Annotated in this window: 22 protein-coding genes and 3 pseudogenes; 14 read left to right on the forward strand and 11 right to left on the reverse strand. The window is 46.4% G+C overall.

Going from position 1 to position 19081, the window contains the following annotated elements; all coding sequences use genetic code 11:
* The 4 genes and pseudogenes from FTT63_RS12865 to FTT63_RS12875 form a co-directional block, all read left to right on the forward strand.
* Positions 1–120 (forward strand): annotated as a pseudogene (locus FTT63_RS12865) (IS30 family transposase); the annotation flags it as partial.
* A gap of 129 nt (positions 121–249) precedes the next feature.
* Positions 250–357 (forward strand): annotated as a pseudogene (locus tag FTT63_RS15820) (hypothetical protein); the annotation flags it as partial.
* Between the two features lie 4 nt (positions 358–361).
* A complete protein-coding gene (locus tag FTT63_RS12870; protein WP_127800297.1) occupies positions 362–1456 on the forward strand; it encodes a PoNe immunity protein domain-containing protein in 1095 nt (364 codons plus the stop codon).
* Positions 1457–1628: 172 nt separating this feature from the next.
* Positions 1629–2891, forward strand: coding sequence for a type VI immunity family protein (locus FTT63_RS12875; protein ID WP_127800299.1), 1263 nt, complete (start codon positions 1629–1631; stop codon positions 2889–2891).
* Positions 2892–3032: 141 nt separating this feature from the next.
* Here FTT63_RS12875 and FTT63_RS12880 read toward each other — a convergent pair whose 3' ends face one another.
* Entirely contained in the window at positions 3033–4745 is a 1713-nt protein-coding gene (locus FTT63_RS12880) for an electron transfer flavoprotein-ubiquinone oxidoreductase (RefSeq protein WP_127801787.1), read from the reverse strand.
* A 188-nt stretch (positions 4746–4933) separates the two neighbouring features.
* Between FTT63_RS12880 and FTT63_RS12885 the strand changes: the two genes are divergently transcribed.
* The 5 genes from FTT63_RS12885 to FTT63_RS12905 all read left to right on the forward strand — a co-directional run bounded on the left by FTT63_RS12885 (position 4934) and on the right by FTT63_RS12905 (position 9349).
* Positions 4934–5545: a DUF1285 domain-containing protein gene (locus tag FTT63_RS12885; RefSeq protein WP_035363548.1), complete on the forward strand. Its 612-nt coding sequence runs from the start codon at positions 4934–4936 to the stop codon at positions 5543–5545.
* 46 nt (positions 5546–5591) lie between these two features.
* Complete coding sequence (gene murI, locus FTT63_RS12890) at positions 5592–6461, forward strand: glutamate racemase (protein ID WP_127801786.1); 870 nt, start codon at positions 5592–5594, stop codon at positions 6459–6461.
* A 116-nt stretch (positions 6462–6577) separates the two neighbouring features.
* The gene (locus tag FTT63_RS12895; RefSeq protein ID WP_127801785.1) at positions 6578–7606 is read left to right on the forward strand and encodes a DUF4062 domain-containing protein; all 1029 of its coding nucleotides are present in this window, start codon (positions 6578–6580) and stop codon (positions 7604–7606) included.
* 66 nt (positions 7607–7672) lie between these two features.
* Entirely contained in the window at positions 7673–8701 is a 1029-nt protein-coding gene (hemH, locus tag FTT63_RS12900; RefSeq protein ID WP_180192391.1) for a ferrochelatase, read from the forward strand.
* Positions 8702–8704: 3 nt separating this feature from the next.
* Positions 8705–9349, forward strand: a complete 645-nt coding sequence (locus FTT63_RS12905; protein ID WP_163146170.1) for an MBL fold metallo-hydrolase — start codon at positions 8705–8707, stop codon at positions 9347–9349.
* A gap of 69 nt (positions 9350–9418) precedes the next feature.
* On the opposite strand, the gene FTT63_RS12910 is transcribed toward FTT63_RS12905, so the two are convergent.
* Together FTT63_RS12910 and FTT63_RS12915 are read right to left on the reverse strand one after the other, a co-directional pair.
* A complete protein-coding gene (locus FTT63_RS12910) occupies positions 9419–9598 on the reverse strand; it encodes a hypothetical protein (RefSeq protein ID WP_005181916.1) in 180 nt (59 codons plus the stop codon).
* A gap of 181 nt (positions 9599–9779) precedes the next feature.
* Positions 9780–9953, reverse strand: coding sequence for a DNA gyrase inhibitor YacG (locus FTT63_RS12915; RefSeq protein WP_005181919.1), 174 nt, complete (start codon positions 9951–9953; stop codon positions 9780–9782).
* A gap of 84 nt (positions 9954–10037) precedes the next feature.
* Between FTT63_RS12915 and FTT63_RS12920 the strand changes: the two genes are divergently transcribed.
* Both FTT63_RS12920 and FTT63_RS12925 read left to right on the forward strand, forming a co-directional pair.
* Positions 10038–10688, forward strand: a complete 651-nt coding sequence (locus tag FTT63_RS12920; protein WP_171066723.1) for an SAM-dependent methyltransferase — start codon at positions 10038–10040, stop codon at positions 10686–10688.
* A gap of 2 nt (positions 10689–10690) precedes the next feature.
* On the forward strand, positions 10691–11893 hold the full coding sequence (locus FTT63_RS12925; protein WP_127800309.1) for a TIGR03862 family flavoprotein: 1203 nt from the start codon (positions 10691–10693) through the stop codon (positions 11891–11893).
* Between the two features lie 63 nt (positions 11894–11956).
* On the opposite strand, the gene FTT63_RS12930 is transcribed toward FTT63_RS12925, so the two are convergent.
* Positions 11957–12505, reverse strand: coding sequence for a hypothetical protein (locus FTT63_RS12930; protein ID WP_168405608.1), 549 nt, complete (start codon positions 12503–12505; stop codon positions 11957–11959).
* A 13-nt stretch (positions 12506–12518) separates the two neighbouring features.
* On the reverse strand, positions 12519–13301 hold the full coding sequence (locus tag FTT63_RS12935) for a class I SAM-dependent methyltransferase (RefSeq protein WP_034598303.1): 783 nt from the start codon (positions 13299–13301) through the stop codon (positions 12519–12521).
* 121 nt (positions 13302–13422) lie between these two features.
* Here FTT63_RS12935 and FTT63_RS12940 point away from each other — a divergent pair, with 121 nt between their 5' ends.
* The 3 genes from FTT63_RS12940 (at position 13423) to FTT63_RS12950 (ending at position 16052) form a co-directional block, all read left to right on the forward strand.
* On the forward strand, positions 13423–14697 hold the full coding sequence (locus FTT63_RS12940; RefSeq protein WP_016659613.1) for a hypothetical protein: 1275 nt from the start codon (positions 13423–13425) through the stop codon (positions 14695–14697).
* Between the two features lie 100 nt (positions 14698–14797).
* Positions 14798–14995 (forward strand): hypothetical protein, encoded by a 198-nt coding sequence (locus tag FTT63_RS12945; RefSeq protein ID WP_005181929.1) that lies wholly within the window; start codon positions 14798–14800, stop codon positions 14993–14995.
* Positions 14996–15095: 100 nt separating this feature from the next.
* Entirely contained in the window at positions 15096–16052 is a 957-nt protein-coding gene (locus FTT63_RS12950; RefSeq protein ID WP_127800315.1) for a 2-hydroxyacid dehydrogenase, read from the forward strand.
* Positions 16053–16150: 98 nt separating this feature from the next.
* Here FTT63_RS12950 and FTT63_RS12955 read toward each other — a convergent pair whose 3' ends face one another.
* From FTT63_RS12955 to FTT63_RS15615, 6 genes and pseudogenes are all read right to left on the reverse strand, one after another.
* The gene (locus FTT63_RS12955) at positions 16151–16576 is read right to left on the reverse strand and encodes a hypothetical protein (protein ID WP_127800319.1); all 426 of its coding nucleotides are present in this window, start codon (positions 16574–16576) and stop codon (positions 16151–16153) included.
* Between the two features lie 204 nt (positions 16577–16780).
* The gene (locus tag FTT63_RS12960) at positions 16781–17305 is read right to left on the reverse strand and encodes a hypothetical protein (protein WP_005181937.1); all 525 of its coding nucleotides are present in this window, start codon (positions 17303–17305) and stop codon (positions 16781–16783) included.
* A gap of 290 nt (positions 17306–17595) precedes the next feature.
* The gene (locus FTT63_RS12965) at positions 17596–17985 is read right to left on the reverse strand and encodes a hypothetical protein (RefSeq protein ID WP_005181941.1); all 390 of its coding nucleotides are present in this window, start codon (positions 17983–17985) and stop codon (positions 17596–17598) included.
* A gap of 108 nt (positions 17986–18093) precedes the next feature.
* Positions 18094–18483: a hypothetical protein gene (locus FTT63_RS12970; protein WP_005181943.1), complete on the reverse strand. Its 390-nt coding sequence runs from the start codon at positions 18481–18483 to the stop codon at positions 18094–18096.
* A 4-nt stretch (positions 18484–18487) separates the two neighbouring features.
* Positions 18488–18829 carry a DUF6036 family nucleotidyltransferase gene (locus tag FTT63_RS12975; RefSeq protein WP_257233304.1) on the reverse strand — a complete coding sequence of 114 codons (342 nt, stop codon included), beginning with the start codon at positions 18827–18829 and terminating at the stop codon, positions 18488–18490.
* 47 nt (positions 18830–18876) lie between these two features.
* Positions 18877–19081 (reverse strand): annotated as a pseudogene (locus tag FTT63_RS15615) (RNA-guided endonuclease TnpB family protein); the annotation flags it as partial.

Here is a 19081-nt window from a genome sequence, read left to right on the forward strand (position 1 = left end):
GTTGCCATGTCACTGAATACTCGTCCTAGAAAGGCGTTAGATTGGCTTACACCATTAGAGAAATTTGCTCAGCTTGTTGATTATCATATGGCTTTTGAAACTGTCGCACCTCATGTTTGAATTCGCCTATATTGGTATTTTGATGGTGAAGAATAGAATTAAAAATGCCCTTCGGGGCATTATTTTTATATGGATAATATTATTGCCCATTCTTAATATCATAAGTCCAAAGAAAAAAATAACTTCAACCATTATGAGAAATGTAAAGGCCTAAATTAGCCAAAGTGTACACTGACAGTAACCGCACACGGTATAAAATTAGAATTTGTTTTACCAAACGAGATGTTGGAGAGATAAAAGAATGTCAACACAAGTAGGTGATCAAGAAATAGATTGGCAAAAATGGGAAAGCTTAGAAATAGATAATGAAATTAGCTTTCGAGATGAATATTTATTAATACAAGATTACCATGAGAATTTTGATGAATTATTAAACGGATTATATGCCGTTGTTGATGGATTTAGTCATTATAAAAATGATTCTAAGTTTGGTGGATATATTGCTTCTGGAAGAAGACGGATTATTGATACTTTAGATTTGATGTCCTTACAGTATTCAGCAGGTGGAGATTTAAATTTTATAAAAGAACTTTACCCGTATCTTCTTCATTGGGCAGAAGAATATGCTGAAACGAGTCATCTTTATAATTTAAGCCCTGATGCAGGTGGACGTTATGTCTGGCATATTTCCTTGGGAACTGAAGATTATTGGTATATTGCTTTACGTTTAATTTGCTTCGGCTTACTTGCTGGCTATGCAGATCAAATGAAGCGAATTATGACGATTATCGACTACACAGAAGCAACACCTGAAGGACAAGAAAAAGATGGCTTAATCGAGCGATTGGTTGCTCCATTTGTAACAGATCGAGGCATACCACCGAATGATGCACGTCGTCATTTGCCTTATCGTAAGCTCATTAAAGTTTTTGATGCTGCACCTGAAAAACGTCCAGCGATGATGTTGCAGTACTTAGAAGATTGGTATGAAGCCAGTCGTCGTGAACCTTATCATGATCAACATCCACAACCTGATATTAGATCAGGCATCAGTTATTTTGGTTATTGGTCATGGGAAGCGGCAGCTGTTACATGGTTGTTAGATATTGATGATACAAATTATCGAGAGCATCAATTTTATCCGAAAGATTTAGTTGATTTTTCTAAAGCACAATCAGAAAAAGTACAAACACAAGATTCAGTAGAAAAAATTAAAATCAAAGGTGGGGATAAATGTCCAAAAACAGGTTATTGGACGACTCCAGCCCAACCAAATGAGCGTCAGCACTTTAGTAAAGGTGAGATTTTACCAACGCTTTCTGAACAAGATTGGGGTGAAGTATATTGGTATTTTGATGGTGAAGAGGCTTTGTTGCATAAATATGTAAGCATCTGATTTAAATAAATTTAATTTTTGATCAAAAACAATCAAACCTTTTAAAATCATATAGTTATGAAATCTTTGTGCAACAAAGCCATTTTTCGTTAACATGGAGATGCTACGTCAAAGGATCAAAGTAAAGCTTAAACTCAAGGGAATACAAGAGGTAGAAGAGGAAATTAATATAATGAGTACATCACAACTCTATTTAAGTAAACAAGAAATAGAGGAGTTAGTTCGGGATATTCCTCAAGATACTTCAATTCTTTATGGGGAGGAAAACCAAGAATTTGGTGTTTGTCCTTATGTTACTTTTTATATTTGTAATAAAGATTGTGTAGAAATATTAAATAAAGTTGTGGCTATTTATATCGAATTTGAAAATTCTATTATAGATAAGCCTTTTCAATTAAGGTTTAGGAGTGATACTGAAGTATGGAAAAAGGCTAATAAGTGGATTAGAAGTCGTAACGAAATGTTAACGGAAATGACAACGGTTTATAAAAAACATTTTATTTACTATATTGGTGCAACATCTGCAGAATCTCCTAATCAAAGTGCACGTTGGGCCTTAGGCGCTAAAATTAGAGACTCAAATGAACGTTATTCTAGTATTAAATTAACCTTTGGTGATAAATGGTATAGATCTAATCCAGTTAGGTGGCATCATTTTGTTAAGCAGTGTCTAGAAAAGCTTAACCCAATTCAAGCCTATAGTGGCTATGAAATAGGAAATACAGGGCAATTTGCATTTGTATCTCCAGAGTTTGAAACAGCAGAACGGACTTTTACGGATTATTTTTACGGGCTCGATATAGATCATCCTGGGATGGAGTTTTCACATGAAAATATGTTTATTGTGGAAGATCGTGATGGGTTAGGTGGTGGTATTCGTACGCCAACATGGTGCTTTTTACTTTCTCCCTATTGGCTAGAGAAACTCGGTCTGAGTGAAGAACAAATTCGTGAAAAGCTGAATGATCCACGTATTGAAATAACTAAAATAGAGGATTCAGAAAATCCTAATCTATATAGTCTATGGATCCGTTTGGGCGAGCTCTCACTTTATCCAGTTGAAGAAGGTGTCCCTGATCTATTGGTGTTGGCAAATGAGCTAATTAAACCGATACGTTGTGATAACTTAAAACTTACGACCTTAGATGCATGGTCAGATGATCCAAACCCACGTTTTGATGTAGTAAGTGCGAAACAATGGATTGCTCGATTTGATAAAGACAGTACATGGCCTGAATTAAAACGAGTGGAAGTCGAAGCTCAAGAACCAGAAAGAATTGATATTGTACTCGCTGGAGAACCCTGCCCACACGCAGGTTACTGGTATACATTTGCCAAAGAAAACTCACGCCAATATTTTAAACACGGAGATATTTTCCCTGATTTTGAAAGTGATTGGGGAGATGTGTATTGGCAGTTTGATGGGGAAGAATAAACTCAGTCATGAACGGCTTACTATAACTTTAGTATATATTTTTACTTAAATAACAAAAATAGCTATAATTATTGAGTTGGATTTATCTAAGAAAGAAAAAATAAACCCGCTTACGCGGGTTTATTTTGATCTCAATCGAGATTACATATTTGGATAGTTTGGACCACCACCACCTTCCGGTGTTACCCAGGTGATGTTCTGTGATGGATCTTTAATGTCGCAGGTCTTGCAGTGTACACAGTTGGCTGCGTTAATCTGGAAGCGCTTGGAACCATCATCATTTTCCATAATTTCATACACACCCGCAGGGCAGTAGCGCTGTGCCGGCTCATCCCATTTAGGCAAGTTCACATCGACTGGAATCGACGCATTGGTTAGCTTCAAGTGTGCAGGCTGGTTTTCTTCATGTACGGTGTTGGAAACGAATACTGAAGATAAACGGTCAAAGGTCAGCTTGCCATCCGGTTTTGGATAGTTCGGTTTAAAGCTCACCGCATCTACGGTTTTCAGCGCACTGAAGTCAGGCACTAAATCATGCAGAGTAAACGGCACTTTAAAGATGTTCTGGTCGATGAAGTTAAACGCACCACCAAACCATTGACCAAACTTATGCATTGCCGGGCCAAAGTTACGCGCGTTGTAGAGCTCTTCTTTCAGCCAGCTGTTGTTGAACTTCTCGGTATAAGACGTTAATTCTTTTGTAAAGAAATCTTCACCCTCAGTCACGCGGGCAATGGCCAGATCACCACCTTTTTCGACACCGGCAGCAATTGCTTCAAAGACTGCCTCACCACAAAGCATGCCGGATTTCATTGCGGTATGAGAACCTTTGATTTTGGCAAAGTTCAGGAAGCCTGCATCATCACCAATTAACGAACCACCCGGGAAAGTGAATTTAGGCAGCGAGTTAAAGCCACCTTTGGTTACGGCACGCGCACCATAAGAAATACGCTTACCGCCTTCCAGATACTGTTTGATTAATGGATGAGTCTTCCAGCGCTGCATTTCCATAAATGGATACATATGTGGGTTTTCGTAAGACAGATCGACGATCATCCCCAGTGTGACCTGGTTGTTTTCCGCGTGGTAGAGCCACCAGCCGCCGGAAGAACCGGTTTCAGACAATGGCCAGCCGGCACCGTGCATCACCAGACCTGGTTTATGTTTGGCCGGATCAATTTCCCACAGCTCTTTAATGCCGATACCGTAGTGTTGAGGGTCGGCATCTTTGTCCAGATTAAATTTTTGGATCAGGCGTTTGCCTAAGTGACCACGACAGCCTTCAGCAAACAGGGTGTATTTGGCATGCAGTTCATAACCTGGGGCAAAGTTGTGGGTCGGTTCACCATCTTTACCAATGCCCATATCACCGGTTTGAATGCCTTTTACGGTGCCATCTTCATGGTACAGAATCTCAGACGCCGCAAAGCCCGGGAAAATCGACACTTCCAGCTCTTCGGCTTTCTGGCCTAACCAGCGCACCACGTTACCAAGCGAAATGACATAGTTGCCATTGTTGTGCATGGTTTTTGGCACCATCCAGTGTGGTGCTTCTTTCGAAGTGGTTTCAGACAGCAGGAAGAAAGTTTTGTCTTCTGTCACCGGTACATTTAAAGGTGCACCTTCTTCTTTCCAGTTCGGGAACAGCTCATTGATGGCACGTGGTTCCAGCACCGCACCTGACAAGATGTGCGCACCGACTTCGGAGCCTTTTTCTACGACACAAACGGACAGATCATTCAGGTTATTTTCAATTGCAAGTTGACGGATTTTAATCGCCGCAGACAGACCCGCAGGGCCAGCACCTACGATAACTACGTCAAACTCCATCGATTCACGTTCGATGTGTTCCATGTAGGACTCCTCATAATACTAGAAGGTGGCAACCGTCATCTCAGAATCCGGTGCTGCCATGAGTGTTCTTAGTTCCTAGACACAAATTTGCTATCGTGTCTTTTATATTGTGGGCTAGTATAGTTTTAAACCTTGGTCTAGCCAATTGGCTGAATCATATTATTTTTCCGTCAGCAGGGTATTCAATGATGAACAATGAGCACAATGAACCAAATCCGACGAAAAAAGTAGCATTTTCTGATGATAAAAATTTAATGGGCATTGCACAATACTTAAAAGATGCACAGCCCGGTCACAAAAGGTCAATTCCCCCTTTGGAGCACTGGCATCCAAAGCATTGTGGCAAAATGGATTTAACGGTAAAAGCCAATGGAGAATGGTGGCACGAAGGTCAATTGGTGAAGCGCCAGTCATTAATTGAGCTGTTTTCTACCGTACTCTGGAAAGAAGGTCACACGTTCTATTTAAAAACCCCGGTCGAGCAGATTGAAATTGAGGTGGAAGATGAGCCTTTATTTGTCAATCAGGTAGATCAAGTTGATATTGAAGGCAAGACCTATCTGCAACTGACCACTACCACCCAGGACCTGGTGATTGTCGATGAGCAGCATCCGATCTTTATGCGTGAATATGAAGGGGAGTTGCGTCCCTATGTACATGTGCGTTTTGGTCTGAATGCCCTGATCCAGCGTGCGGCTTTTTTTCATCTGATCGAGCTGGGCAGCTTGCAGGAAAATGCCGAAGGCGATGCAATTTTAAGCCTGAAAAGTGGTGATTTGCTATTGCAATTAGGCACCTGAGGTTTAAGCTTGAGCCATCCTATTTCAAACTGCTCATTCCGCTGCCATGACCGCCATTCATCCCCTTGCTCCTTTGTTGCACCCTATGACCAGAGCGCAGGCGGATGCGCCAATCGGGATTTTTGATTCAGGCATTGGCGGCTTGTCGGTGGCGCTGGAAATTGCCCAGCATTTGCCCAATGAACAGATTGTTTATTATGCCGACACGGCGCATGTGCCTTATGGTCCGCGTGATGATCAGGAAATTCGCGAACTGACCGCTCAGGCTATCGAGTGGCTGTATCGGCAGGGCTGTAAAATTGCAGTGGTGGCCTGCAATACTGCTTCGGCTTTTAGTCTGGATTATCTGCGTGCGCATTATGGGGAAGATTTCCCGATTGTCGGTCTGGTGCCGGCCTTAAAACCGGCGGTACTGCAGAGCAAAACCAAAACCGTGGCCGTGCTGGCGACACCGGCGACCTTTCGTGGCCAGCTAATTAAAGACGTGATTCAGCGTTTTGCCTTGCCGGCCGAGGTCAAGGTGATTCCTTTAACCTCGCTTGAGCTGGTGCCTTTTGTGGAAAGCGGAGCACAAATGAGTGCTGCCTGTTTAACTACTTTAAGTGAACTGCTACAGCCAGTGGTGGATGCTGGCGCAGATCATCTGGTGCTGGGGTGTACCCATTATCCCTTCTTAAAAACTGCGATTCAGTCTATTTTTGGTCAGAAATTGACATTAATTGACTCAGGAACTGCCGTTGCGCGTCAAACTTCCCGCATTTTAACGAAAAATGAGTTATTATTTGAACAGAGCCGAGCCGATCAGGTGCAGATTCATTGTTATGTCAGCGGTCAAAATGCTGAACATTTACAACCGATTGTCGGGCGTCTGATGCCTGAGCAGATCCGCTGGAAAATTTCCAATCTGCCTCGCTAAGCCAGGCTCCATAAAGAAAGCAACATGATTGCTTCAGCATGACTTATTTTTTTGATTGGGGAACAATACTGATGCTCATTGGGCGCTTCAGCTATTGAGGGAAGGAAGGAGAGCCAATGCTCGATAAACGCTATCAGGTATTTATCTCTACGTCCGGTTCAGAGATGCAGCCGGAACGCATGGTATTGACACAGACCTTGGTGGGAATGGGCTTCTTTTCCTGGGGCTTGGAGCAGCGTACGCCATTGAGTACGGCATTTGCTCGTCGTCAGATTGATGACTGTGACTATGTGGTGCTGTTATTGGGCAGCCAGTATGGCGAGCAGTCGGTATCGGGTGTGGGCTATATGCATCTGGAATATATTTACGCGGTCACCAAGCAGAAACCGATGATTGTGTTTATGCATGAAGACCCGGATTCACGTGATGCCAGCTTGCAGGATGCCAAACCTGAACTGCGGGAAAAATTTAAAGAATTCCGTCGCCTGTTGCAGCAGGAAGTTGATCAGGTGTTTTGCTATCGCAGCTTGCGTGATCTGGAGCTGGCGGTACGTTTCAATATGCCGCAAATGCTGGAGCGTTATCCGGTGGTGGGCTGGGTGCGTCCGCAAAATACCCAGGCCCTGCATGATGAAATCGAGCAGCTACAGGCCAAAGTGGCCCAGTTAAAAAATGAACTTGGCAAGACCGAAGCCGATCCGTTTTTAAGCCTGCCCAAAGTATCCATGCATGAAGCTTTCCAGTTTGAATACCGGATGCATGCTTATCAGGATGGTAATTTTAAAGAACTGAAAGTACAAAAACAGCTGACCTGGGCGCAGCTGTTCAGTATTTTAGGCTCGACCTTTATTCATCCGACCCCGGAAGAATATTTTTCCAAACGCATGAATGAATATTTAAATGATACCGGCCTGACTGATGCGCGGCGTGAAATGCCACGGGCGCATGCGGTGGCACGGGCGCAAATCAATATTCGTGCCTTGCATACCATTAAAATGCAGATGCGCCAGAATGACTGGATTGTGCAGGCCGGCCGGGATGAACGCCAGCGTATGCTGTGGCAGACTACAGCCAAAGGGCAGAAATTGCTGGACAGTAACCTGCTTGATAATGATCGTGTTTTTCAATATAAATCGACGTATTAATTCATTTAGTAACAGACGGGAAAGCTGTTAAAGTAAACGCGTTCCCTGATGATTCCTGAGAGCCTAATGTCTGTTGTTGCGAAACCGAAAATCACCATTATTCTGGCCAATTTGGGCACACCGGATGCACCGACTGTGCCCGCGGTACGACGTTTTCTGAAACAGTTCCTGTCTGATCAGCGGGTGATTGAAATTCCCAAACTGCTGTGGCAAATCATTTTAAGGCTGTTTATTTTACCGTTTCGTCCCAAACGCGTGGCGCATGCCTATGCTATGGTCTGGAATCAGGATTCGCCTATGCGCGAAATTTTGCAGGCGCAGGTTGATGCCATCAGACAGACCTTAACTCCGCTCTACCCGGAATTTGAGCTGAATATTGTGCCAGCCATGACCTATGGCAACCCGGGCATCGACGCTTTGCTGGCAAAGCTGGCCCAGCAGCCGCAAGATCATCTCCTTGTCCTGCCGCTATTCCCTCAATATTCCGCAACTTCCACCGCGCCGCTATATGATGCTATAGCCAAATGGATTCCGCAGCAGCGCAATTTGCCGGGGCTGAGCATTATCCGTGATTATTATCAGCATCCTTTGTATATTCAGGCTTTGGCGCAGAGTGTGCGTGAATTTCAGGCCGAGCATGGTCCGGCGGAAAAACTGCTGATGTCGTTTCACGGTATTCCACAGCCCTATGCCGATAAAGGCGACCCGTATGCCGAGCGCAGTCGCACAACCGCTCAACTGGTGGCGCAGGCGCTGGGTTTAAATGAGGATCAATGGGCGATCAGCTTCCAGTCACGTTTTGGCAAGCAGGAATGGGTCAAGCCCTATACCGATGTGCTGCTCGAAGAATGGGGCAAGCAGGGAGTCAAATCGGTCCAGATCATGAGTCCGGCATTTTCTGCCGACTGTCTGGAAACCCTGGAAGAACTGGCGATACAAAATGCCGAGATCTTTCAGCAGGCGGGCGGGGAACACTATGCCTATATTCCGGCACTCAACCAGCGGGATGATCATTTACAATTGCTGAATGCCTTGCTTCAGGTTAATCTGGATGCGCTGAAACAGACTTTTGCCCATTTTCAACAGGACGCTTAACCCATGTTACAAGTCAAAATTGTGCCGGTCACGGCATTTGCCCAAAACTGTTCCATCGTCTGGGATGCAGAAAGCAAAGACGCCATTTTGATTGATGCGGGCGGTGAACCGGACAAGCTGCAGGCAGAAGTCGAAGCACTGGGCTTAACTGTGAAAGCCTTATGGTTAACTCATGGCCATCTGGATCATGCCGGTGCTGTCGGCGCCTTAAAAAAACGCTGGGATGTGCCGGTCATTGGCCCGCATAAGGAAGATGCATTCTGGCTGGATATGATTCAGGAAGTATCGGCGCGTTATGGTTTCCCGATTCCTGAAAAGGTCGAGGTGGATCAGTGGCTGGAAGGTGGTGAGCAGCTGCAGCTGGGCAATGAACAGTTTGAAGTGCGTTTTGCGCCGGGACATACCCCAGGTCATGTGATGTTCTATAATGCCAATTACGGTTTGCTCTGGACCGGTGATGTGCTGTTTAAAGGCTCGATTGGCCGGACAGATTTCCCGCGAGGGAATCATCAGCAATTACTGGATTCAATCCAGCGTGAATGTTTTAGCCTGCCCGATGAAACCCAGTTTATTTCAGGGCATGGTCCGATCAGTACCATTGGTTTTGAAAAACAGCACAATCCTTTTGTGGCGGGGCAGGCCGGTTAATCTGCAAATTTCACCCTAACCAAAGTCAGCACAGTGCTGACTTTTTTATTGCGCCGTTTTGATTGCCATTTATTTGCGAAACGGGTCATTCAGCTGTTTTTTCGCTTCCATGCCAACCAGCCAGGCCATTAAGGCAAATAATACCGCCACCCCAATCAGCAGCGTATCCTGACTATATAAACCGACCGCCAGCATTAAGATTGCGGCAAGCAGAAAGGCGAAAAAAAGAATTTTCAGGAGCGTGGGCATACAGGGCTCGATAATTAGAATCTCGAGGCCATTTAAAAAAGAACCGAATGCGAATAGGGTAACGTTTTGCAGTAAAATTTTTAAATGTGTGCGCTGTTTGTGCAAAGAAGTTTTAAATGTGTAGGATTTTTATTACACCTTTCCAGTAAAAGCGGCTTTTTGTAAAACCGCGTAACTCATTTTAGTCTTCCGGGTTATCTACCGAGGGTGCATCCTGAGTCGGCAGGCGATATTCATCACTGGCCCAGGCGCCCAAATCAATCAGCTTGCAACGCTCGGAACAGAAAGGGCGAAATTCATTGCCTTCCCAGACAGAAGGTTCACCACAACGTGGGCAAGGGAATGTACGTGGCATGCGGGTCTCCTGATAAAATCCCGGATTAGATTAGGCAAAAACAGCTGCACTTGATAGACTTGTGCGGTTTTTTATAAGTTTGATCTGATTATGCCCATTCGTCAATTTCAAGCCCAGCGTATGCATGCTCCGCGTGACTTTCAAGCCATTGCCAATACTCCTGTCTGTATCGAAATTGGTGCAGGCAAAGGCAAGCACGCGCTGTTGTTCAGTGGGCAACATCCTGAGCAAACCCTGTATGCGATTGAGCGCACCCGGGAAAAGTTTCTGGCCATGCAAAAGCAGCATGGATTAGAACCGCATGCCAATCTGCAGCCAGTCCATGCCGATGCCTTACCGTGGATTGTACATGCGCTATATCCGGCGCAAGTCGAGCAGTGCTTTATTTTATATCCGAATCCGGAGCCGCATAATCCGGCCCAGCGCTGGCTGAACATGCCATTTTTTGAGTTTTTGCTGTCACGTTTGCAACCGAATGGACAGATTACCCTGGCCAGTAATATCCCTGAATATATTGCCGAAGCTGAACAGCAATTATTGGCGCTATGGAAACTACCGTTTGAGAAACAGCGGATTGCCGCCGATTCTGCCCGGACCCATTTTGAAATTAAATATTTGCAGCGCGGTGAATTGTGCCAGCAACTGATTATTCGCAAACCGGAAGGGTATCGTACCCGTTTTGACGATTTTCAGCCGCTTCAGGGCCAGTCGCCAGCGCAGGCAGTGGAAGAATAAGCATGTCCAAGCGGATTGCCATTATCGGGGCAGGCCCGGCCGGCTTGATGGCGGCTGAGGTGCTCAGCCAGTATGGTTATAACCTGCATGTCTATGAGCAGAAGCCTTCGGCAGCACGCAAGTTTTTAATGGCCGGAAAAACCGGGTTAAATATTTCCCATGCCGAAGCAGTGCCGCAGTTTATTCAGCGTTATGATCAGGCCGACTGGCTGGCGCCGTGGATTCAGCGCTGGGATGCTGGCTGGATTCAGGACTGGATGGCAGGCTTGGGCATTCGCTCTTATGTCGGTTCATCCGGGCGGATATTTCCGGTGGAGATGAAAGCTGCACCGCTATTACGGGCCTGGTTAAAACGACTGGCGGATAATGGGGTGCAGTTTCATTACCGCCAGCAGGTCAAAGGCCTTGAGCAGCAACAGCTGCAGATTCTGGACTTAAAACATGGGCAACTGCGCAGTGAAGCATTTGATGCGATTGTGCTGGCTTGTGGTGCGCTGTCGTGGTCGCAATTAGGCAGTGATGGTGCCTGGCAGGACTGGCTCCGTCCAGAGCAGATTGAACCATTTCAGGCCAGCAATGCCGGGGTGGAATATCCGTGGTCCAGCTTTATGCAGCCAGTGTTTGGTCAGCCTTTAAAACGGGTTGAGGCCTGGGTAGAACCGCATACGCGCAGTATCGGCGATATTGTCCTGACCCATTATGGACTGGAAGGCGGCCTGATTTATAAGCAGGGCCGGGCCTTACGTGCACAGCTGAAACAGCAGCAGCGCATGGTGCTGTTTCTGGATTTACTGCCCGAGCAGTCCCAGGCGCAGCTGGCCAAAAAATTACACCCCAGTAAAAAGCAGTCACTTAGCAATGTCTGGCGTAAAGCCGGTTTAGATGCAGCCAAAAGCAGTCTGCTGCGTGAACTGGTCGATAAAAGCTTATGGCATCAGCCGGAGGCGCTGGCGGCACAGGTGAAACAGCTGCGGATTGAATTAACAGGTTTTCGCCCGATTGAAGAAGCCATTAGCTGTGCCGGCGGAATCAAACGCAGTGCCTTCAGCCCGCAGTTACAGCTGAAGGATCATCCGGCAGTATTTTGCTGCGGTGAAATGCTGGACTGGGATGCACCCACCGGCGGCTATTTGCTCACGGCCTGTTTTGCCACCGGACGGGCAGCTGGGGAAGGTGTACATGCCTATCTCGCTACAGGGCAGTAAAACTCACCGGCATTCTCCCTGTAAAGATCAGGGCTATTTAGGCCCTGAAATGATAGATGTTATTTATTGGTCGAGCTGTGGATACTGGTCGCGCCAGTGTTCTAATTGCTCTTGGGCATGAATAAATTTCCCCAGACCTTTAACGCTGTCTGGTGCACTCTCCGATGCAGCTGAAGCTGGTTGCTGGGCATGCAGCTGGGCCTGATGATCCCAATATTCATACATCAGACCCTGAATATAGCGGCCCTGTTCAGTTTTTAAATCCAGCGCTTTCAGCATATTCAGGGCCGACTGGATATTGTCACCTTGCCGGCTTCGTGCAAAGACATCATCCAGCGTGCCTTGCTGCTGCATCTGCATTAGTTCAACTTCCATTTCCTCACTCATCTGGCCAAAGCGCTGTTCATAGTCGGTTAGCAGCTGCAGGTCATGCAAGTCCTGCTCGGTTTTCGGGAAAGTGCGTACCGGCTCACTTTTCAGTTCCTGCAGCACCTGATCTTCGGCGCTTAATTCCTGCTTCGGTTCTGGTGACGGATTACGCTCGCAGGCACTCAGCAGCAGTGCACTGCCAAGCAGACAGGCCAGAGATAAAGGTTTGATCAGATTGGACATGACAGGTTCATCCTTATTGTTCTGTAATTTTTGTAAAGCTATACACATGGGTCAGGTAGGGAAAGTCAATTTGTTGCTGCGGCTGTTTGCCTGTATATTGCAGCACCATCTGCTCGAACTGCTGTTTCAGCTGCTGTTGCTGATGTTCAGGCAGCGCGGCAATAAAACTGGTAGAAAGCAGGCGTTTTGACACCACCTGTTCAACTGTACCGCTTTGCCATTGCTGAAAAGTAGCTTCTGCGTTAGCGTTAAAGCCGGTTGCAGCCGAAAAGACCTGTCGCCATTGGCCGCTATGAAAACGCGGGGTATCACCTTCCAGCGGTGCTATATGCTCGGCCAGTGCCTTGACCCAGTCGATGCGGGTGTCACGCTGATTCCAGATCAGCAACAGCTGGCCACCCGGTTTCAGCACCCGGTAAATTTCGTTCAGGGTTTCAAGATTGGCAAACCAGTGAAAGGACTGCGCGCAGCAGACGGCATCGACACTGGCATCAGGCAGCGGCAGGGCATGACTATAGGCTTGAATGCTTTGCACATCAGGATAGTGTTGCTGTAGTTGTGCCAGCATTTCGGCCACCGGCTCAACAGCAATCACATGCGGGCTAAGCTGTTGCAGAATCGGCAGGAATTTACCGGTACCGGCACCTAGGTCGACACAGACCGGTGCGGCATCAGATTTGAGCTGGTTTTTTAACCATGCAACCAGCGCTTGTGGATAACTTGGTCGGACCTGTTGATAAAGTTTGGCGGCTGTGGAAAAGCCTTGTTCTGCTGCAGGATGGAGGAATTGTGTCATATTTTGCGCTTTTTTATCTGCCGGGCATCTATAAAATAACATATTCGCTTTTTAGTCGTCGGCATACGGTCTATTTGTTATTTTGAATCTTGATAGAGGGCTGTGCAGCTCTGGTGTGGGAATGGATAAACACATAATTTTTGAAGACGATCATATCCGCGTCATCTGGATGCCCGGTCATTCAGAGGCGCTGATTTTTTCTTTTGGCGATTTAATTACCCGCGCCAAAGGCCTGACCATTAATGCTGAAAAGTCATTGAGCAAACACGGCTATAATGTGGTTGGCATCATGCCAAAGGAGAAATCCTGGTTTCCCGAACAGTCGATGCGCGCGATGCTGAATGAAATTGCCGCCACCATTGCGCCGTTTCAGCAGCGTATTGGCTATGGCGGTTCGATGGGTGGTTATGCGGCCATCAAATATTCCAACCTGCTTGATTTGCAACGTGTGGTGGCACTGGTGCCGCAATATTCGATTGATCCGGAAGATATTCTGGACACGCGCTACAATATGTTCTTCCATCCGCAGCACAATGCTGACATGCGTATTCAGCCCCAAGATGTTTCGGCTGAGCGCGAATATATCGTGATTTATGATCCGCACTATGCCGAAGACCGCGCCCAGTATTTAAAACTGCAGGCGGTACTGCCTTCGCTGCAGACCCTGCATTTACCGTTTACCGGACATGATGCGATTGCGGTGCTGGCCAGTTCCGATTTGCTCAATGATTTTCTTAGCCATCCTTTTGATCCGGCACATTTTTACCAGAAGATGCGTCAGGTCAAAAAGAACAGCAAGTTCTACTATCGCAAGCTGATTGAAAACCTGTTGCCACGGCACAAACATGCGCTGGGGCAAATCCTGAAAAATAACGAACTGCAACTGGACAGCGGCTTTTTTGATGCCAAGCTCAAGCAGAACCTGATTCGCTCGCTGCTCAGCAATAAACAGGTCGATCAGCATGACCTGCATAAACTCGGGATTCAGTTTAACCTGCCGCAGGAAAGCCGCCGCCAGCTGATGGACTGTTTTGGCCATGGGCTGGTATTTAATGTCATTAGCCAGAAGATCGAAAGCTATGCTGCCAGTGCTGTGGCCTTAAACCATAAATTCCTGATCCCGATTTATGCCAAGGGCAATGGACTGGTACAAATCTGGCTGAATGACCAGCGTTATATTGTGGCCATGAATGATCGTCAGGTCATGAAACTGTTTCAGGAACAGGATGAGCTCAGCGCCGGTATGCACCCCATCGTGATTAAAAAATACAGCGATTATTATGTGCTGAGTTATAAACAGCTGAATTTAAGTAGTGATGAATTTGGCGGCAATGAATTTGTCGATGACAGCCCGGAAAGTGCCAAATTTGTGACCCAACCTGAGGTGGTGCTGTAAGCCAAAACTGCACTGACCCCGAAGTCCTTGTTTTATTTTATATTCAGGCTAAGATGAAGATGGATATAAAACAACCAGTGGATAAAAGTAGGGTAGTGTTATGACCATTCGACCTCTGTCTGTTGTGGTACTGAGCCTGCTGGGTTGGGCTGTTCCGTCGGTGGCTTCGGCACAAACGGTGCATTATTCAGCCTATATGGTGTTCGGCAGTGGCCTGTTATTGGTATTGGCTTTAACCATTTATGTCATTCGGCAAATCCGCTTTTCTTTACGCAATTATCACAGCAAGCGCCCATGAACTCATGGGCGTTTTTTTGTGGGCATCCCATTTTTGAACTGACGCGCAGCGTTGCAAGTGTGCTTTAATTCCCTCACGCCATGATGAGAGGATGCACCACATGAACGCCGTATTTCTGGATTTTGCCTCGCTGGATCAGGATGATTTACAGCTAGAAGACTTAAACGCCGTCTTTCAGCAGCAGTTAACGCTGTATCCAACCACTTCGCCTGCAGAGCTGCTGCCACGGGTGCAATCTGCCGAGGTGATTATCAGCAATAAAGTCTTGCTGGATGCCGCGACATTACAGCAATGCCCGCAGCTTAAACTGATCCTGATTTCAGCCACCGGTACCAATAATGTCGATTTGGAACAGGCACGCCGCCAGGGTGTGGTGGTGTGTAACTGTCAGGGTTATGGCACGGCCGCAGTGGCGCAACATACCTTAATGCTGATGTTAAATCTGGCTACTTCTTTTGTGCCTTATCATCAGGCGGTGCAACAGGGCCAGTGGCAGCGTTCTAGCCAGTTCTGTCTGCTGGATTATCCAATTGTCGAGCTGGCTGGAAAAACGCTGGGCATTGTCGGTTATGGTGAGTTGGGGCAGGCAGTGGCCAAGCTAGCCGAAGCCTTCGGCATGCAGGTCAAAATTGCTGCTCTCGCCAACCGGCCACAATCTGCGTCGCGGGTGCCTTTTGCCGAGCTGTTACCGCAGGTGGATTTTTTAAGCCTGCATTGTCCACTGACCGAAGATACCCGGGATTTAATCGGGCCGGCTGAGTTTGCTGCCATGAAACATAGCGCGTTTTTAGTTAACTGTGCCCGCGGCGGTATTGTCAATGAAGCGGCGCTGGCCGAAGCCTTACAGTCCGGACAAATTGCCGGTGCGGCGATGGATGTGCTGAGTGTCGAGCCACCCAAGCAGGGCAATATCCTGTTAGACCCAGCTATTCCCAATTTAATTTTAACCCCGCATAGTGCATGGGGCAGTGTAGATGCGCGGCAGCGGATTGTGCAGCAAATGGTAGAAAACGTGATCGCGTTTCAGCAGGGCCAACCGATCCGTCAGGTCAATTAAGCAGATATCAAGCAATAAAAAATACGGACGCATTCAGGTCCGTATTTTTGGGTGGAATGAAAAGGCGAGTGATGATGAGGCTCTCGCTCACTCCCGTCTTAAAGTTCGGTCACGGCATAGCTGGTGGCCCCTGAACCGGTTTCAGCAGGTACTGATGCCGCCGGTTGAGCGGTATCTGGCTGACTCAAGCTGCCCTGTACAATTGGTACCGGCTGTTGCGGTGAGCCGCCTAAAGCTTCTTTGGTGTCCTGAATTTTCTGGTTGGTCTGTTGCGTGGTGTTGCTGGTTAAGGTTTTGGTATTTTCCCAGGCCTGATGCACCGAAGGCCGTACTTTTTGCACACCTTTTTCTGCCACTTCACCAACCCGATCTGCCGCGTTTAAAACACCTTGCTGTGCTTTATAGGCCCAGACATGCAGTAAATTCGGATTATCGGCATACGGCTGAATCGGGGCTTGGAGCTTGGTGCTGCTATTCGCTTCTGCTGGTGGAGTTTGTGCCCAGACTGCAGTGCCCATGAGCATAAGGCCAACAGCCAATACGGATTTCATTTTATGCATAATCATGACCCCTGCTAAAAGAGAATGGAAAGCCTAAGCCTAAACTGAAGGCATGAAGAAATCATGAAGATTCCTGTTACTGTGTTGAGCATCTGCTGAATTGTCTTGAAACTCAACCACAAAATTAAAAAAGCCCGCAGGGTTGCAGGCTTGGTTCTCTCATTTTGATTATTGTGCAGCGCCAACCGCGGTATGGGTTTTACTGCTGACTTTGGCTTTGGCCACAGGCGTATCGACATCAACCTGCGCATTGCTGTGCAATTGTACCTGTGCCGATTTCTGTTTCAGGCTGTTTTTGGTTTTTTCCGTACGATCTGCGGCATGTTCACGGGCTGCTGCGGCTTTCTTGGCGGCAGACTGTTTCAGTTCGCTTGAGCGTTCATAGGCCGCCTGTTTTAAATCTGCGGCTTTTTCTTTGCCGGCTTCGGCTTTTTCATTGCTGAACTGTTTGGTGTTTTGCCAGGTGTTCTGGGTCGTGGTTTTTACGCTATGTAATCCTTGACCGACATGCTCGCCTGCGCTGTGTAAGGTCTGCTGCGTACCTTGCACTACATTATTTAAAAGTCCACCAGCCTGTGGCGTCTGCACAGCTGCCGATGCGTTGACATTGGCCTGAAGTGCGGGCGCGGCATACAGTGAAGATGTCGCGAGTAGGGCGCTGCTCATGAATATTGTTGTGAGAGTTTTCTTCATAGGATTTTCCTTGCATGTGTGCCACAGACGCAATGCTGTGAGCGGTGCCTATCTTAAGGAGAAAAATATGCGCCGATATGCTTTATGCAAAAACATCCACAATCTTGCTACAACTGCTTAACAATTCAGGCATTTTTGTAAACCGGGGATTGGCTGCGAAGTCTTATACCAGTTGGTATAGCAGATATAATTTGAATGATGAAAAATCTATTTATTTTTCGGGTTATTTTTATTTTTTCTAGGAAATGTGGAAAAGCACCATACCTTTTGCAGGCATGATGCTTGAATTTTTAGTTACATTGCGCCAGTGCATCTTTATGGAAATGATCGCGCAGGGTCAGGAAGTTTTTCTGTACCGTGGCATCATGCAGGTCAAAATTATGGGCGGTGCTGGTGCCATCTTGGGCAAAGGTAGCTGAACCGGCTGAAATGAGGGTGTTGCCTTTAAATGCCCATTGTTCAATTGAGCGGCCGGCTTTGAGCTGCCCTCTAAATTCAATCACGCATTTATCAATAAACTTGGTCAGTTTGGCCGAGTTATGCGTGGTGTCTGGATAGACCTCAAGATTTTGGACTTCTTGTAATACCCCCGCTTGTAGTTGTGGAATGACTGGCGCAGAGGTACATGCACCCAGAGAAAGGCAAGTTAGACCAGATAAAATTAAAGTTTTAAGTTTCATAAGCTTCTTTCTTGTTGAGTGTTTTCAGTTTGAGTATAGGGAATATGGAAGGAAAAGCCTATAGGTATGACCTATAGAATAGTGGTACTTAAGAGAAGGAGGAGAGAATTAACTGTAAAGTGAGTAGTGGCGTGTTTGTAAGGTCAGTAATTGAGGTTTTAAATGATTTAAATCTTCATTGAGGCCTACACGTTTTGCCAGAGGGTCAACTAATCTTCTTGTATCATGAGTGCTCGGCAATGGAACGACATTCAAGGCTTGGGAGAGTGCTTTAAGTTGTTGGCGTCTAGAAACACTTGAGCATGAGTATCTGCGGAATTTTTCTAATAGAAAAAACAGTCGGCGCTTTTCTAAGGGGTTTAAACTGGAACTCACAGCAGGTAGTAGTTCTGAATATAATAATGCTTCAGCAACGGGTTTAACCTGCTCGAATGTTGCAGAATTCAATGGCTGCTTTAACAGTGCTTTTAAAGCATGCTCAAATTCCAGCTGATTCATTGTGTCAATCTCCCAGGTCTGAAAGAAGCGAAATCATATATTGAATATTAGAATCGAATTGCTCAGGTGTAACGTAATAGTCTTTAGCATTATTTGCTATTTCTTTGAACTGCTCAAGCGAAAACTTGTTTCTTGCATATAATGCTTGAATATCTTCGATGTCTCTGTCAGACAAGCGTGCCAATTTAGAAACAGCCAAATCTACGCTAGATACGAGATAGACCTCTACGATACTTTCAGCGGTTAAGGGGATCACTCGTTCCCTGTAATCAGGATCGATGGAGGCAAGGCTGGTATTAAATCCACTGTCAAATTCTAAATTTGTTTCAAGATTATTATGATCCAGATAATGAACTACTCGGAGCTAAAGCAACCGAGTTTCCGTAGTGCAACCTAAGTTGCACACATCTCTTTTGACGCTTCATTGGTACTGCGAAAAAGGGCTTTAACACCCTTAGTCGTCTTACGAACACCTCTGCGCCCACTAGATGACAAATGATTGTCATCCAACAGCGTTCCACTGTCTAAAATTAAATTAATCGCCCTGTTCTTAATAACAACTGATGCATTGTGATCTGCATTGTCAATGTGTTCACAA

Source organism: Acinetobacter sp. C15 (genome assembly GCF_013420645.1).
Taxonomy (GTDB): domain Bacteria; phylum Pseudomonadota; class Gammaproteobacteria; order Pseudomonadales; family Moraxellaceae; genus Acinetobacter; species Acinetobacter indicus.

Bases quoted from the DNA above. Each gene is read 5' to 3' on its own strand.
- FTT63_RS12870 (WP_127800297.1), top strand. From the start codon at position 362: ATGTCAACACAAGTAGGTGATCAAGAAATAGATTGGCAAAAATGGGAA.
- FTT63_RS12875 (WP_127800299.1), top strand. From the start codon at position 1,629: ATGAGTACATCACAACTCTATTTAAGTAAACAAGAAATAGAGGAGTTA.
- FTT63_RS12880 (WP_127801787.1), bottom strand. From the start codon at position 4,745: ATGGAACACATCGAACGTGAATCGATGGAGTTTGACGTAGTTATCGTA.
- FTT63_RS12885 (WP_035363548.1), top strand. From the start codon at position 4,934: ATGAACAATGAGCACAATGAACCAAATCCGACGAAAAAAGTAGCATTT.
- murI (WP_127801786.1), top strand. From the start codon at position 5,592: ATGACCGCCATTCATCCCCTTGCTCCTTTGTTGCACCCTATGACCAGA.
- FTT63_RS12895 (WP_127801785.1), top strand. From the start codon at position 6,578: ATGCTCGATAAACGCTATCAGGTATTTATCTCTACGTCCGGTTCAGAG.
- hemH (WP_180192391.1), top strand. From the start codon at position 7,673: ATGTCTGTTGTTGCGAAACCGAAAATCACCATTATTCTGGCCAATTTG.
- FTT63_RS12905 (WP_163146170.1), top strand. From the start codon at position 8,705: ATGTTACAAGTCAAAATTGTGCCGGTCACGGCATTTGCCCAAAACTGT.
- FTT63_RS12910 (WP_005181916.1), bottom strand. From the start codon at position 9,598: ATGCCCACGCTCCTGAAAATTCTTTTTTTCGCCTTTCTGCTTGCCGCA.
- FTT63_RS12915 (WP_005181919.1), bottom strand. From the start codon at position 9,953: ATGCCACGTACATTCCCTTGCCCACGTTGTGGTGAACCTTCTGTCTGG.
- FTT63_RS12925 (WP_127800309.1), top strand. From the start codon at position 10,691: ATGTCCAAGCGGATTGCCATTATCGGGGCAGGCCCGGCCGGCTTGATG.
- FTT63_RS12930 (WP_168405608.1), bottom strand. From the start codon at position 12,505: ATGTCCAATCTGATCAAACCTTTATCTCTGGCCTGTCTGCTTGGCAGT.
- FTT63_RS12935 (WP_034598303.1), bottom strand. From the start codon at position 13,301: ATGACACAATTCCTCCATCCTGCAGCAGAACAAGGCTTTTCCACAGCC.
- FTT63_RS12940 (WP_016659613.1), top strand. From the start codon at position 13,423: ATGGATAAACACATAATTTTTGAAGACGATCATATCCGCGTCATCTGG.
- FTT63_RS12945 (WP_005181929.1), top strand. From the start codon at position 14,798: ATGACCATTCGACCTCTGTCTGTTGTGGTACTGAGCCTGCTGGGTTGG.
- FTT63_RS12950 (WP_127800315.1), top strand. From the start codon at position 15,096: ATGAACGCCGTATTTCTGGATTTTGCCTCGCTGGATCAGGATGATTTA.
- FTT63_RS12955 (WP_127800319.1), bottom strand. From the start codon at position 16,576: ATGCTCATGGGCACTGCAGTCTGGGCACAAACTCCACCAGCAGAAGCG.
- FTT63_RS12960 (WP_005181937.1), bottom strand. From the start codon at position 17,305: ATGAAGAAAACTCTCACAACAATATTCATGAGCAGCGCCCTACTCGCG.
- FTT63_RS12965 (WP_005181941.1), bottom strand. From the start codon at position 17,985: ATGAAACTTAAAACTTTAATTTTATCTGGTCTAACTTGCCTTTCTCTG.
- FTT63_RS12970 (WP_005181943.1), bottom strand. From the start codon at position 18,483: ATGAATCAGCTGGAATTTGAGCATGCTTTAAAAGCACTGTTAAAGCAG.